The organism is Mycobacterium liflandii (assembly GCF_022354805.1).
Classification (GTDB): Bacteria; Actinomycetota; Actinomycetes; order Mycobacteriales; family Mycobacteriaceae; genus Mycobacterium; species Mycobacterium marinum.
Map to the genome: position 1 here is coordinate 177,365 of NZ_CP023138.1, position 14,637 is coordinate 192,001.

Genomic DNA, 14,637 nt, shown 5'->3' on the forward strand with positions numbered 1-14,637 from the left:
TGACCCGCGCGCCGGTAATATTTCAACGGTGATGAATTACTCGAGGGCCAGGGGGCGCAGGGCCGGCAAGCCCGATACGCGGGCCAAGATCCTCGAGGTCGCGCAGCGACGTTTCCTAGCAGGCGGCTACCAAGGGGTGAAGCTGCGGTCGGTGGCGGCCGAGGCCGGCGTCGACCTCGCACTGATCAGCTACTACTTCGGGTCGAAACGGGGGCTCGTCGGCGAGGCTCTTGCCTTGTCGGCAAACCCCGCCGATGTGCTCGATCGGGCGGTCGCCAAAGGCGACCCGACGACATTTCCCCAGCGTGTCCTGGCCGGGCTGCTGGCATTGTGGGAAGACCCGGCCAGCGGCGCATCGCTGCGGGCGTTGGTGGCCGGCGCCGCCCACGATCCGGCGCTGGCAAACCGGGTGAAGGAAATGGTCGAGCGCGAGCTGATCGACAAGATCGCGGCACAGCTCGGCGGAACAGACGCGCGCAAACGCGCCTCGATGTTCTGCAGTCAGATTGCCGGTCTGATCGTGACCCGCTACATCCTGTGCCTGGAACCCGCCTGCTCGATGACCCACGATGAAATAATTCGCCAGTACGCACCCTTGCTGCACCTTGCGTTGAGATCAACCACTGCGAACGCCCGCCGGCCTGCGCCAAACACACTGTCCGGCAATACAACCGGACGATAGTTGGCAGCGCCGCCGAAGGTAGGCGACACCGGGTCCCATCGCGTAGTCTCAGCAGAGCCGGGGCCGGAGAAAGGTGACGCTGATGAGCCGAAACAAGGACGTCGGCAAGTTGATCCAGTCCTGGCCGATCTACCGGCAGCTCACCGGCGCCGATCCGCTGGGGCGCGGCCAGGCCGCCCAGTCCAAACGGTCCGCGCAGCTGCAACCACGAACCGCATCCGCCGACGAGATCGCGCATTCGGTGTGCCCGTTCTGCGCGGTCGGCTGTGCGCAAAAGGTGTACGTCAAGGACGGAAAAGTCGTTCAGATCGAGGGCAATCCGGATAGCCCCATCAGCCGAGGACGGCTGTGCCCCAAGGGATCCGCCAGCAAGCAGCTCGTCACCGGTGCGCAACGGGAAACCACGGTGCGCTACCGGCGCCATACGCCACCGAGTGGCAAGACCTCGACCTCGAAACCGCCATGGACATGGTGGCCGACCGGGTGCTGGACGCCCGCAGCAAGGGCTGGCAGGACTTCGATGCCGACCGGCACACCCTGCGCCGCACCCTGGGAATCGCCAGCCTCGGTGGTGCCACCCTGGACAACGAAGAGAACTACCTGATCAAGAAACTCTTCACCGCGCTGGGCGCGCTGCAGATCGAGAACCAAGCCCGTATTTGACACAGCGCCACGGTTCCCGGTCTGGGAGCCTCCTTCGGTCGCGGCGGGGCGACGGACTACCAGCAAAACCTCGCCACTTCGGACTTCATCGTCATCATGGGTTCGAACATGGCCGAAGCCCATCCGGTGGGGTTCCAGTGGGTGATCGAAGCCAAGACACGCGGCGCCCAGGTCATCCACATCGACCCGCGCTTCACTCGCACCAGCGCGGTCGCCGACCGGCACGTGCCGCTGCGCGCCCGCAGTGACATCGCGTTCCTCGGCGGGGTGATCAACTACATCCTGTCCAACGATCTGGACTTCCGCGAATACGTGACCGCCTATACCAACGCGCCGTTCCTGGTCGACGAGGACTACTGCGACGCCGAGGATCTCGACGGTCTTTTCAGCGGTTACGACCACGCCAGCGCCTCCTACGATCCGGCCACCTGGCGGTACCAACCGGGCGATCACGCCGATCCGACGCTGCAGCACCCGCGCTGCGTCTACCAGATCCTCAAGCGGCACTACGCCCGCTACACCCCCGAGATGGTCGAGCGGGTCTGCGGGGTGCCAGCCCAGAGTTTCCTACAAGTAGCCCGGGCCTGGACGGAAAACTCCGGCCGGGAGCGCACCACCGCACTGGTGTACAGCGTGGGGTGGACCCAGCACTCGATGGGCGCCCAGTTCATCCGCACCGGGTCGATCATCCAGCTGCTGCTGGGCAACATCGGCCGGCCCGGCGGGGGCATATTCGCCCTGCGCGGACACGCGAGCATCCAGGGTTCCACGGATGTGCCGACGCTGTTCAACCTGCTGCCGGGCTACCTGGACATGCCCTATGCCGGCCAGGCCACCCTGTCGGACTACCTGGACAACATCAAGAGCCGAAACCAAAAGGGCTTCTGGCACAACGCCGATGCGTACATGGTGTCCCTGCTCAAGGAGTACTGGGGCGAGCACGCAACCGCCGACAACGACTACTGCTTCGACTACCTGCCCAGGATCAACGGCGACCACAGCACCTACCGCACGGTGATGGACATGATCGACGGCAAGGTGTTCGGCTATTTCCTGCTCGGCCAGAATCCGGCCGTCGGATCCGCCCACGGCCGCATGCAGCGGCTGGGAATGGCCAACCTGGACTGGCTGGTGGTGCGTGACCTGGTGATGATCGAAAGCGCCACCTTCTGGAAGGAGGCGCCGGAGGTGGAGACCGGTGAGATCTCGCCGCAGACCTGCCGCACCGAGGTGTTCTTCTTCCCGGCGGCCTCCCACGTCGAGAAGGCGGGCACCTTCACCCAGACCCAGCGGATGCTGCAGTGGCGGGAGAAGGCCGTCGATCCGCCCGGCGACGCCCGCTCGGGGCTGTGGTTCTTCTACCATCTGGGCCGCAAGCTGCGCGAAAAGCTCTCCGGCTCAACCGATGAGCGCGACCGGCCACTGCTTCAGCTGGCCTGGGACTACGCCACCGAAGGCGACGAGCCGTCCGGTGCAGATGTGCTGCGCCACATGAACGGGATCGATCTGGGCACCGGCCGGACCATCGACGGCTACCCGAGTCTGAAGGCCGACGGCAGCACCGCCTGCGGTTGCTGGATCTACTCCGGTGTCTACGCCGACGAGGTGAACCAGGCGGCGCGGCGCAAACCGCGCGACGAGCAGCGCCCCTATGAGAACGAGTGGGGTTGGACCTGGCCGTTGAACCGCCGGGTGCTCTACAACCGGACATCCGCCGACCCGCAGGGCCGGCCGTGGAGCGAGCGTAAGAAGCTGGTGTGGTAGAATGCCGAGCTGGGCGAGTGGACGGGCCACGATGTGCCCGATTTCGAAAAGCACAAGCCGCCGGGCTACCGCCCACCCGAGGGTGCCGTCGGCGTCGAGGCGCTGCGCGGTGATGACGCCTTCGTCATGCAGGCCGACGGCAAGGGCTGGCTGTTCGCCCCCAGCGGCCTGGCCGACGGCCCGCTGCCGACGCACTACGAGCCGCACGAATCGCCGGTACGCAACGCACTGTATGCCCAGCAGGGCAACCCGACGCGAATCGTGTTCGGGCGCAAGGACAACCCGTCCAACCCTTCCCCACCGGAAGCACACGGCGAGGTGTTCCCGTTCGTCTTCACCGCGGCCCGGCTGACCGAGCACCACACCGCCGGGGGGATGAGTCGTCAGCTGCCCTACCTCACCGAGCTGCAGCCCGCGCTGTTCATGGAGGTGTCACCGGAGTTGGCACGCATGCGCGGGCTGACCCATATGGGCTGGGCGCACGTGATCACCAGCCGCACCGCGGTGGACGCCCGGGTGTTCGTCACCGACCGGATGCGCCCGCTGCGCATTGAAGACCATGTATTGCAACAGGTTTGGATGCCATACCACTGGGGATACACCGGGCTGGTCGAAGGTGACGTGGTCAACGATCTGCTCGGGGTGGTCTTGGACCCCAACGTTTTCATCCAGGAGAGCAAGGTCGCCACCTGCGATGTCCAGCCCGGCCGGCGCCCCCGCGGACCGGCATTACTGGACTACATCGCCGAATACCGCCGCCGGGCCGGGATTACCACGGAAACCGGCACGCATCTGGACACCACCCGCGACGACGGGATCGCGCACCCGGATCCGGAGGAAAGCCCATGAGCAGCAACACCTTCTACGGCCCGCTCGATGATCCCGCCGGCGACGCCGGGTACACCGACCATCCACCCCGAGTGTGATTCTTCACCGACACCTCGATTTGCATTGGCTGCAAGGCCTGCGAGGTGGCTTGCAAGGAATGGAACGAGGTTCCCGACGACGGCTTCAATCTGTTGGGGATGTCCTTCGACAACACCGGGATGCTGGGGGCCAGCACCTGGCGCCACGTCGCATTCATCGAACAGGCCCGCCCCCCGGTAGATCTCGGGGTTCCGAAGTTCGAGCGGCCCGGGCAGGCGAGCGGCCCGCAGGACCGCACCGATTTCCGCTGGTTGATGAGCTCGGATGTGTGCAAGCACTGCACCCACGCGGGTTGTCTGGACGTGTGCCCGACGGGCGCGTTGTTCCGCACCGAGTTCGGCACGGTGGTTGTGCAGCAAGATATTTGCAATGGATGCGGCTACTGCGTGTCGGGCTGCCCGTATGGAGTCATCGAGCGGCGCGAGGGCGACGGACGGGCCTGGAAGTGCACGCTGTGCTACGACCGGCTGCGCGACGGTCTGGAACCGGCATGCGCTAAGGCCTGCCCCACCAACTCGATTCAGTTCGGCCCGCTAGAGGAACTGCGCGAGCGCGCCGCACACCGCGTCGAGCAGCTACACGACCGCGGGGTGCCCGAAGCCCGGCTCTACGGCCATGACCCCAACGACGGGGTCGGCGGCAACGGCGCCTTCTTTCTGCTGCTTGACGAGCCGGAGGTCTACGGGTTACCCCCGGACCCGGTGGTGCCCACCCGTGACACGCCGGCGATGTGGCGCTACGCCGGAATGGCGGCGTCGGCCCTGGTTGCCATCGCCGTGTCGGCGTTCGCCGGGCGAGGGCGGCCATGACGGGCGGCCGGGGCAGCCGGGAGCAGCTCGCGGTGCCGCGGGCGCAATTCCGTTCCTACTACGGGCGCCCGGTACTCAAGACACCCGCCTGGGAGTGGAAGATCGCCGCCTACCTGTTCTCCGGAGGCCTGTCGGCGGGTTCGGCGCTGCTGGCCGCGGGAGCCGATCTCAACGGCCAACCGGCACTGCGCCGGGTGAGCAGGGTCGGCGCCCTGGCCAGCATCGCGGCCGGCTCCTACTTCCTGATCGCCGATCTTGGCCGCCCGGAACGGTTTCACCACATGCTGCGGGTGGCCAAGCCGAGTTCGCCGATGAGCGTGGGGACCTGGATCCTGGCCGCCTACGGGCCCGGCGCCGGGCTGGCCGGGGCCGCCGAACTGATGCCGGCGCGGCTACGGCGCACCTGGCTCGGCGCGCTGCTGGCCCGGTTGGCCCGGCCCGCGGGCCTGTCGGCGGCCGCGGTGGCTCCCGGTGTCGCGTCCTATACCGCCGTGCTGCTGTCCCAGACGGCAGTCCCGGCCTGGCACGAAGCCCATCCGTACCTGCCCTTCGTCTTCACCGGCTCGGCCGCGGCCAGCGGCGGCGGATTGGGCATGCTGCTGGCACCGGTCGCCGAAGCCGCTCTGGCACGGCGGATGAGCGTCGCGGGTGCGGCGCTGGAGGTGGCGGCGTCGCGGCTGCTCGAGCGGCGGCTCGGCCTGGTCGGCGAGGCCTATACGACAGGGCCGGCGCACCGGACCCGCAAGTGGGCCGAATACCTGACCGTCGGCGGGGCGCTGGGCACGCTCGCCGCGGGCCGCAACCGCCTTGGCGCCGCGCTGTGCGGCCTGGCCCTGCTCACCGGCAGTGCGCTACAGCGGTTCGGGGTGTTTGAGGCCGGGGTGGAATCCACCCGCGATCCCAAGTACGTGGTGGTGCCCCAGCGCGAGCGGGTCGACACCGGCCGGGCCGCGCGCGGCGGGAGTTGAGCCAGGCGCGCTACAGGCGTTCTTTGACCGCGGTGGAGAGCCGGGCGCCGTCGGCCTTGCCCTCGGCGATCTCGGTGGCGACCTTCATGACCATCCCCATCTGCTTCATGTGGGGCCGTTGTCCCAATTGCTCGGCCACCTGAGCAATTGCGGTGTCGACGACATCGGCCAATTCCGCCTCGGTGAGCGGAGTCGGCAGGTATTCGTCGATGATTCGTGCCTCGGCATGCTCGTTGGCGGCCATCTCGCCACGCCCGTTCTGGGTATAGATCTCGGCGGCCTCACCGCGTTTGCGGGACTCGCGGGCCAGCACCTTGAGCACCTCGTCATCGGTGAGCTCTTTGGCCTGCTTGCCGGAGACTTCCTCGGTTTGAATCGCGGCCAGCACCATACGCAACGTCGCTGTACGCAACTTGTCCTGCGACTTCATCGCCTTGGTCAGATCCGACCGGAGCCGGGATTTGAGTTCCGCCATGGGAGAAACGCTACGCGCCAATGGGCGGGGCGCCCGACACTACATGCCTACATTGAGAATTACCCCAACCGCCGACAGGATGGAGCACATGACCATCGACGACAGCCGCTGCACCCGGTGAGCACGCTGCCGCCGCCGGGATATCCGGTCGAGCCGAATTCGGGAGCTCCCGGGTACGAAGCAGCCGGCTACCCGCCATCGGGGTATGCCGACCCACCGCCGGCCTACGGACCACCACCCGCCTACGGACCACCACCCGGCTACGGGCCGCCCCCCGGTTACGGGCCACCGCCCGGCTACGGGCCGCCGCCTCCGGGCTACGGGCCGCCGCTGGTTCCCGGCGCCGTCAAACCCGGGATCATCCCGCTGCGCCCCTTGACGTTGAGCGACATCTTCAACGGCGCGGTCGGCTACATCCGGGCCAATCCGAAAGCGACGCTCGGCCTGACCGCCATCGTCGTGGTGGTCATGCAGGTCATCACATTGCTCGCCACGATCGGCCCGCTGGAAGCCGCCAGTCGCTTCGACACTCACCCGTCCGAACTGAGCTGGGGCGTGGTGGGCGCGTGGACCGGCTCCGCGGCGGCCGGCCTGCTGGTGAGCTGGCTGGGTGGCATGCTGCTCAGCGGAATACTCACCGTCGTCGTCGGGCGGGCCGTATTCGGGTCGCCGATCACCATCAGCGAAGCCTGGGCCAGGGTCCGTGGGCGGATCCTGGCGCTGATCGGCCTGGCGCTGCTGGAAGGCGCCGGACTCGTTGCGCTCGCGGGCCTGGTGGTCGTCATCCTGGTCGGGGTGGCCGCCGCCGCCAACGGAGCGACCGCGGCACTGCTGGGCTTCCCGCTGGTGCTGCTGGTCGGGTTGCTGGTGACCTACCTGTACACGGTGCTGATGTTCGCGCCCGTGCTGATCGTGCTGGAGAGGCTGCCGCTGGTCGACGCGATCACGAGATCGTTTGCGCTGGTAACCGGCGGCTTCTGGCGGGTTCTGGGCATCCGACTGCTGACCGCGATCGTGGTCGGCCTGGTTGGTGGCGCGATCTCGGCGCCGTTTGGCATCGTCGGCCAGATACTGCTGGGCGCCACCGCGAGCGAGAGTTCCACCGGTATGTTTCTGCTGGGCATGACCCTGTCGTCCATCGGCTCGGCGATCAGCCAGATCATTACCGCGCCATTCACCGCCGGGGTTGTCGTGCTGCTTTACACCGACCGGCGGATGCGGGCCGAGGCATTCGATCTGGTTCTGCAAACCGGGGCCGCCGGCGGCCCCGCCGCCGTGGAGTCCACCGACACCCTCTGGCTCACCCGGCCGCTCTAATGGACTCGTGAGGACGGACAGTGCCTTCCATCGACATCGACCGCGATGCCGCGCACCAGGCCGCACAGCGCGAACTCGATAAACCCATCTATCCCAAGAGTTCGTTGTCCCAGCATCTCAACGACTGGATCAACGAGTTGCTGTATCGGCTGCTGGAGAAGGGCTCGTCGGTGTCCGGCGGCTGGTTCACCATCACCGTATTGGTAATCCTGCTGGTGATCGCCGTGGTTGTCGCGATCAACATCGCACGTCGCACCCTACGTACCAATCGCGGCGGCGATTACCAGCTCTTCGATGCCGGCCAACTCACCGCCGCCCAGCACCGGGCCACGGCGCAAGGTTATGCCGCCGACAGCAATTGGGCCGCGGCGATCCGGCACCGGCTGCGCGCGGTCGCCCGCGAATTGGAGGAGACCGGTGTGCTCAACCCCGCGCCCGGGCGCACCGCCAACGAGTTGGCCAACGATGCCGGCGATGTGTTGCCGTATCTGGCCGGCGAATTGGCGCAGGCGGCGGCCGCCTTCAATGACGTGACCTACGGTGAGCGGCCCGGCACCGAAGCCGCCTACCAGCTGATCGCCGACCTCGACGACCACTTGCGCTCACGTTCCACCGCATCGCCGAGCGTGGGGCGACCCGCCCCCAGCGACTCCTGGGCGCAGGTCCGGTGATGCCCGCACGCGCCGAGTCGGCGCACACCCCCAGCCGGAAACGCAAACCATGGCGTGGCGTGCTGCTCACCCTGGCCGCGGTCACCGTCATCGCCTCGATTGCCACCTACCTGACCGCGCCGCGCCCCGGCGGCACGATGGACCCGGAATCGACCAGCGGCTCGGGTGCTCGTGCGCTGGTGACACTGCTGCGCGAAGGTGGGGTCGAGGTGGTGGTCGCCAACACCGTCGCCGACGTCGAGAACGCCGCCCGCGCCGACACGCTGCTACTCGTGGCGCAAACCCAGTATCTGGCCAACAACGCCCTACTCAACCGGCTCTCACGCGTCCCCGGCGACCTCTTGCTGGTGGAACCCACGGCGCGCACCCGCAGGGTGCTGACGCCGAAGCTGCGCGTCGGTGCCGCAGAGACGCTCGCCATCCGGCCGGATTGCCCACTGCGTGAAGCTGATCGAGCCGGCACGGTGCGTTTTGGGCCGAGCGACGCGTATCGGGGCAAGGGCGAACTCGCGATGATCAGTTGCTACGGCGGGGCATTGGTTCGCTACCAGGACGTCGGGCGAACCGTCACCGTGGTGGGCAGCAATCACTTCATGACCAACGACGGATTGCTGGAGCAGGGCAATGCGGCGCTGGCGATGAACCTGGCGGGCGCCCGGCCCCGTCTCATCTGGTACGCACCTCACCTCGTCGAGGGTGAAACATCATCTCCCAGTTCGCTTTCCGATCTCATCCCGGCCAACGTCAGCTGGATCGTCTGGCAGCTGTGGCTGGCCGTGATCTTGGTGGCGCTGCGGAAGGGCCGCCGGATGGGCCCCCTGGTGGCCGAGGAGATGCCCGTGGTGGTGCGGGCATCGGAGACGGTCGAGGGGCGCGGCCGGCTGTACCGGTCCCGTCGGGCCCGCGATCGCGCCGCGGATGCGCTGCGCACCGCGACATTGCAGCGGCTACTACCCCGACTCGGCATCGGCTCCAGCGCGGACCCGCAAGCGGTCGCGATCACCGTTGCCCAGCGCAGCGGCGCCGACGCGGGATACGTCTGGTATCACCTGTTTGGCCCCCACCGGCGGACGACCACGATCTACTGCAGCTTGCCCGCGCACTCGACGACATCGAAAGGCAGGTCACTCACTCGTGACACATCCGGCTCCCACCCAGTCCCCGACCACGGATCCGGCCCGCGAAGCATTGCTGGGATTACGTGCCGAGATCGCCAAGGCCGTGGTCGGCCAGGAGGGGGTGATCAGCGGCTTGGTGATCGCGCTGCTGTGCCGGGGCCACGTGCTCCTGGAAGGCGTCCCCGGGGTGGCGAAGACGCTGATGGTCCGCGCCCTGGCCGCCGCACTGCAGCTGGAATTCAAGCGGGTGCAGTTCACTCCCGACTTGATGCCCGGCGACGTCACCGGTTCCCTGGTCTACGACGCGCACAGTGCGGAGTTCGCCTTCCGCCCTGGCCCGGTGTTCACCAATCTGATGCTCGCCGACGAGATCAACCGCACCCCGCCCAAGACGCAGGCGGCGCTGTTGGAGGCGATGGAAGAGCGCCAAGTCAGTGTGGAGGGCCAGGCCAAGCCGCTGCCGGACCCGTTCATCGTGGCCGCGACGCAGAACCCCATCGAATACGAGGGCACCTATCAGCTGCCCGAAGCCCAGCTCGACCGTTTTCTGCTGAAGCTGAACGTGGGTCTGCCCTCGCGGGAGTCCGAGATCGCCATTCTCGGCCGCCACGCACACGGCTTCGATCCCCGCGACCTGTCCGCGATCAAACCGGTGGCCGGCCCGGCCGAGCTGGCCGCCGGGCGCGAGGCCGTCAGCCGGGTGCTGATCGCCGACGAGGTGCTGGGCTACATCGTGGACATCGTGGGAGCCACCAGGTCCTCCCCCGCCCTACAGCTGGGTGTGTCACCGCGTGGCGCGACCGCACTGCTGGGCACCGCCCGATCTTGGGCGTGGCTATCCGGACGCAACTACGTGACCCCCGATGACGTGAAGGCCATGGCTCGCCCGACGTTGCGCCACCGGATCATGTTGCGCCCGGAGGCCGAGCTCGAAGGCGCCACCCCCGACGGGGTCCTAGACGGAATTCTGGCCTCGGTTCCGGTGCCCCGCTAGTGATCCTGACCGGACGAACCGGACTGATGGCGCTGATCGGCGTGCTGCCGATCGCGCTGTCCCCCTGGCCGCCACGGGCTTTCGGAATGCTGCTGCTGGCATTGGCGGTGGCGGTGGCCATCGACGTCGCGCTGGCGGCCAGCCCCCGCAAGTTGAGCTACACGCGCGGCGCAAACAGCTCGATCCGGTTGGGCCAGCCCGCCGATGCCGCCCTGGTGATCCACAATGTGGGGCGCCGCCGGTTTCGCGGCCTGGTCCGCGACGCCTGGCCGCCCAGTGCGCGTGCCCAGCCCCGCACCCACCCGATCAATATCGCCGCCGGTGAGCGCCAGCAGGTGAACACCGCGCTGCAACCGGTGCGCCGCGGTGACCAACACTGCGCCGCCGTCACAGCCCGCTCGATCGGGCCGCTGGGCCTGGCCGGGCGGCAGCGTTCCCAGGTGGTGCCGGGCCAGGTCCGGGTGCTGCCGCCGTTCCTGTCCCGTAAACACCTGCCGTCGCGGCTGGCCAAGCTGCGTGAGATCGCCGGATTGTTGCCCACGCTGATCCGCGGGCAGGGCACCGAATTCGATTCGCTGCGTGAATACGTCGTCGGCGATGACGTGCGGTCGATCGACTGGCGCGCCTCCGCACGCCGCGCCGACGTCATGGTCCGCACCTGGCGCCCGGAGCGCGATCGACGCGTGGTGCTGGTGCTCGACACCGGGCGCATGGCGGCGGGCCGGGTTGGCGTGGACCCGACCGACGCCGATCCCGCGGGGTGGCCGCGACTGGATTGGTCCATGGATGCCGCGCTGCTGTTGGCCGCACTGGCGTCGCGGGCCGGCGATCACGTCGACTTCCTCGCCCATGACCGGGTGAGCCGCGCGGCGGTGTTCGGCGCATCGCGCACCGAACTGTTGGCCCAGCTGGTCGACGCGATGGCCCCGCTGCAGCCGGCGCTGGTCGAATCCGACTGGCGGTCAATGGTTGCCACAATTGCGCGGCGGACTCGCCGGCGCTCCTTGGTGGTGTTGCTGACCGACCTCAACGCGACGGCCCTCGACGAAGGCCTGCTGCCGGTGCTGCCGCAGCTATCGGCCAAACATCAGGTGGTGGTGGCCGCGGTCGCCGACCCTCGGGTCGATCAACTGGCCATCGGGCGTTCCGACGCGGCGGCAGTGTATGACGCGGCCGCCGCCGAACGCGCCCGAAATGACCGGGGCACAATCGCCGCTCGCCTGCGCCGCAGCGGCGTGGAGGTCGTCGACGCGCCGCCCACCGAAATTGCGCCGGCACTCGCCGATCGCTACCTGGCGATGAAAGCGACCGGCCGGCTGTAGGGGTTCAGCTGGTGGGCACCACGTCGGGTGCGTCCTCGATATCACCGGTCTCTCCGGCTTTGGCCGCGCGGCGGCCGAAGTAGACGATGTAGCCCAAGAACGCCGCCTCGGCCATGACGCCGATGGCGATCCGGACGAAGGTCGGCAACGGCGCCGGCGTCACCATGGCCTCAATCAGCCCGGATACCAACAGCACACCCACCAGACCCACGGCAACCGACACCACCCCGCGGCCCTGCTCGGCAAGAACCTGCCCGCGCGGCCGGTCGCCGGGCGCAATCACCGACCAGCCCAGCCGCATCCCAACCGCACCGGCCAGGAAGACCGTCGTCAACTCCAGCAATCCGTGCGGAATCAGCAGGCCCAACAGCACCCCGCCCTTGCCGGCCGCAAACATCAGGCCCGCGATCACTCCCACATTTGCCGCATTCTGAAACAGCACCAGCGGGATGGGCACCCCCAACACCACCGACATCGCAATGCACTTGGCGGCCACCCAGGAGTTGTTCACCCAGACCTGCAGCGCAAACGCGGTCGCGGGGTGGTCGCTGTAGTAGGACTCGACGTCGTGGTTGACCAATTCGTGGATCTCAGCGGGGGTTCCGATGACGGACTGCACCTCGGGGCTACCGGCAACCCAGAACCCGACGAGCGCCGCCACCGCGAAGAATGCCACCGCCGTCGCCAACCACCAGCGCCAGGCACAGTAGGCCACCACCGGAAAGGACACCGTCCAGAACCGAACAAACGTGCTGCTCAGCGGCGAGTGCGCACCGGTGACCGCGGCGCGGGCACGCGCAACCAGACTCGAGAGCCGGCCGGTCACCAACGGATCCGACGACACCGACCGCAGTATCGACAGGTGCGTGGATACCCGCTGATAGAGCTCAACGAGTTCATCGATCTCGGCGCCGGTCAGCGAGCGACGTTTTTTGACTAGGTGGTCGAGCCGGTCCCAGGTGGCGCGGTGGGTCAGCAAGAACGCGTCGACATCCACCCGCGCAGCCTATCCCGCCGGGGGTTCGCCCAGGTCACGGCGGGCATCCGGCGCGACACCGGCAGCCATCCCGCGGGATCGGGCTGCCTGTACCGTTCCCAGGTATGTCGGAGGTGGTAACCGGGGACGCGGTGGTGCTGGACGTGCAGATCGCCCAGCTGCCGGTACGCGCGGTGAGCGCGATCATCGACATGACCGTGATGTTCATCGGCTACATCATGGGGTTGACGCTGTGGGCAGCCTCGCTGAGCGAACTCGACGAAGCATTGACCATCGCGTTCCTGATCATCTTCACGGTGCTGGTGCTCGTCGGTTATCCCGTGATCATGGAGACGGCGACCCGGGGCCGTTCGTTGGGCAAGGTTGCCATGGGCCTGCGCGTGGTGTCCGATGACGGCGGCCCAGAACGCTTCCGCCAGGCACTGTTTCGCGCGCTGGCGGCGGTGGTGGAGATCTGGATGCTGCTGGGCAGCCCGGCCGTGATCTGCAGCATGCTATCGCCGAAAGCCAAACGTGTCGGTGACATCTTCGCCGGCACAATCGTCGTCAGCGAGCGCGGCCCCCGGCTGGCGCCACCGCCGGCCATGCCACCGACCCTGGCCTGGTGGGCATCGTCGCTGCAGCTCTCCGGCCTCAGCGCGGGCCAGGCCGAGGTCGCGCGCCAATTCCTTTCCCGAGCGCCACAACTGGATCTGCGGTTGCGCCACCAGATGGCCTATCGCATCGCCGGGGACGTGCTGTCCCACATCGCCCCGCCACCGCCTCCGGGCACGCCTCCACAGCTCGTGCTTGCCGCGGTACTCGCCGAGCGACACCGCCGCGAGCTGGCCCGGCTGCGCCCCGCGGGAGCAGGCGCACCCCCGGGATGGCCGCCGCAGACCCCGCCGGCTCCGGTCTGGTGGCCCGGCCAGCCCGCGCCCCAGCCCCTAATCCAGCCCCCGTTCGCACCCGACCCGGCCCCGAGCCCGCCGCAGGGCCCCGTCGGCGGCGGGTTCTCGCCACCGAGCTGACGACGCGCGCAATCCAGATCGGCCGGCCGATCCGGGCATTGTCTTACGTTCGATCACGATATATCGTGATGTGTATTCGATATACCAGTCGTCCATCGTGGCGACCTTCCAAAAGACACGTAAGGAACACAACATGAACAACCTGTTCACACCCCCCGGCGGACCGTTCGGCCCGCGACCCGGGTTCGGCTTCGGACCCGGACCGGCACAGCGGCGTGCCCTACACAGCGCCAGGCGGCACGCCCGGCGCGAATTCTTCGAACACCTCCGCGACCACGACGCCGACCATGACGGACCGCTCGGGTTCGGCGGCGGGTTCGGCCCCGGCTTTGGCCCCGGGCTCGGTTTCGGCTTCGGCCCCGGTGGCGCACGAGGCGGTGGGCGCCCCGGCGGCCCCGGCCGTGGACGGCGCGGTGACGTGCGCGCGGCCATCTTGGTGCTGTTGAGCGAACAGCCCATGCACGGCTACGAGATGATCCAGCAGATCGCCGACCGCAGCAACGGCCTGTGGCGCCCCAGCCCCGGCTCGGTGTATCCCACCCTGCAGTTGCTCGATGACGAGGGCCTGATCGCGGCCAGCGCATCCGATGGCAGCAAGAAACTTTTCGAGCTGACCGAACAGGGACGCGAGGCCGCCGACAAGATCGAAACCCCACCGTGGGATGAGATCGCCGAAGGTGTCGACCCGGCACACATCAACCTGCGCACGGCGATGCGCCAGCTGATCGGCGCGGTTATGCAAACGGCCCACGCCGCCAGCCCCGAGCAGCAGCAACGCGTCATCGACATCATCAACAACGCGCGCCAGGAGATCTACGGCATTCTCGGCGAGGAGTGATCACTACCATCCGGTTGGTTACTCAATCAACTTAAATATCGCAAACATCTATGAAAACCGGGATTCCCCAACCCAGATCGGA

At 67.9% G+C, this 14,637-nt stretch carries 11 protein-coding genes and 2 pseudogenes; 11 read left to right on the forward strand and 2 right to left on the reverse strand.

Annotated elements, in window-relative coordinates; all coding sequences use genetic code 11:
- Positions 1–31: 31 nt before the first annotated feature.
- The 4 genes and pseudogenes from CKW46_RS00915 (at position 32) to nrfD (ending at position 5,813) form a co-directional block, all read left to right on the forward strand.
- Positions 32–682 carry a TetR/AcrR family transcriptional regulator gene (locus CKW46_RS00915; protein ID WP_015357518.1) on the forward strand — a complete coding sequence of 217 codons (651 nt, stop codon included), beginning with the start codon at positions 32–34 and terminating at the stop codon, positions 680–682.
- Positions 683–791: 109 nt separating this feature from the next.
- Positions 792–3,958 (forward strand): annotated as a pseudogene (gene fdnG, locus CKW46_RS00920) (formate dehydrogenase-N subunit alpha).
- 95 nt (positions 3,959–4,053) lie between these two features.
- A complete protein-coding gene (locus CKW46_RS00925) occupies positions 4,054–4,845 on the forward strand; it encodes a 4Fe-4S dicluster domain-containing protein (protein WP_252872600.1) in 792 nt (263 codons plus the stop codon).
- Positions 4,842–5,813 carry an NrfD/PsrC family molybdoenzyme membrane anchor subunit gene (gene nrfD / locus CKW46_RS00930; RefSeq protein WP_482052668.1) on the forward strand — a complete coding sequence of 324 codons (972 nt, stop codon included), beginning with the start codon at positions 4,842–4,844 and terminating at the stop codon, positions 5,811–5,813. The genes CKW46_RS00925 and nrfD overlap by 4 nt, the downstream gene beginning before the upstream one ends.
- Positions 5,814–5,823: 10 nt before the next feature.
- Here the strand turns inward: nrfD and CKW46_RS00935 are convergent, their stop codons facing one another.
- A complete protein-coding gene (locus CKW46_RS00935) occupies positions 5,824–6,288 on the reverse strand; it encodes a GatB/YqeY domain-containing protein (protein WP_012396712.1) in 465 nt (154 codons plus the stop codon).
- Between the two features lie 117 nt (positions 6,289–6,405).
- Between CKW46_RS00935 and CKW46_RS00940 the strand changes: the two genes are divergently transcribed.
- The 5 genes and pseudogenes from CKW46_RS00940 (at position 6,406) to CKW46_RS00960 (ending at position 11,710) form a co-directional block, all read left to right on the forward strand.
- Complete coding sequence (locus CKW46_RS00940) at positions 6,406–7,605, forward strand: hypothetical protein (protein WP_482052669.1); 1,200 nt, start codon at positions 6,406–6,408, stop codon at positions 7,603–7,605.
- 20 nt (positions 7,606–7,625) lie between these two features.
- A complete protein-coding gene (locus CKW46_RS00945; protein WP_482052670.1) occupies positions 7,626–8,276 on the forward strand; it encodes a DUF4129 domain-containing protein in 651 nt (216 codons plus the stop codon).
- Positions 8,276–9,414 (forward strand): annotated as a pseudogene (locus CKW46_RS00950) (DUF4350 domain-containing protein). Before CKW46_RS00945 ends, CKW46_RS00950 begins: the two are co-directional and overlap by 1 nt.
- Positions 9,411–10,388 (forward strand): AAA family ATPase, encoded by a 978-nt coding sequence (locus tag CKW46_RS00955; protein ID WP_015357524.1) that lies wholly within the window; start codon positions 9,411–9,413, stop codon positions 10,386–10,388. The pseudogene CKW46_RS00950 and the gene CKW46_RS00955 overlap by 4 nt, the downstream one beginning before the upstream one ends.
- Positions 10,388–11,710 carry a DUF58 domain-containing protein gene (locus CKW46_RS00960; protein WP_482052671.1) on the forward strand — a complete coding sequence of 441 codons (1,323 nt, stop codon included), beginning with the start codon at positions 10,388–10,390 and terminating at the stop codon, positions 11,708–11,710. The genes CKW46_RS00955 and CKW46_RS00960 overlap by 1 nt, the downstream gene beginning before the upstream one ends.
- A 4-nt stretch (positions 11,711–11,714) precedes the next feature.
- Here CKW46_RS00960 and CKW46_RS00965 read toward each other — a convergent pair whose 3' ends face one another.
- Positions 11,715–12,707: a stage II sporulation protein M gene (locus CKW46_RS00965; RefSeq protein WP_482052672.1), complete on the reverse strand. Its 993-nt coding sequence runs from the start codon at positions 12,705–12,707 to the stop codon at positions 11,715–11,717.
- Between the two features lie 104 nt (positions 12,708–12,811).
- Here CKW46_RS00965 and CKW46_RS00970 point away from each other — a divergent pair, with 104 nt between their 5' ends.
- Together CKW46_RS00970 and CKW46_RS00975 are read left to right on the forward strand one after the other, a co-directional pair.
- Positions 12,812–13,717, forward strand: a complete 906-nt coding sequence (locus CKW46_RS00970; protein WP_117437296.1) for an RDD family protein — start codon at positions 12,812–12,814, stop codon at positions 13,715–13,717.
- Positions 13,718–13,850: 133 nt separating this feature from the next.
- Positions 13,851–14,555, forward strand: a complete 705-nt coding sequence (locus CKW46_RS00975; RefSeq protein WP_482052673.1) for a PadR family transcriptional regulator — start codon at positions 13,851–13,853, stop codon at positions 14,553–14,555.
- Positions 14,556–14,637: the final 82 nt, after the last annotated feature.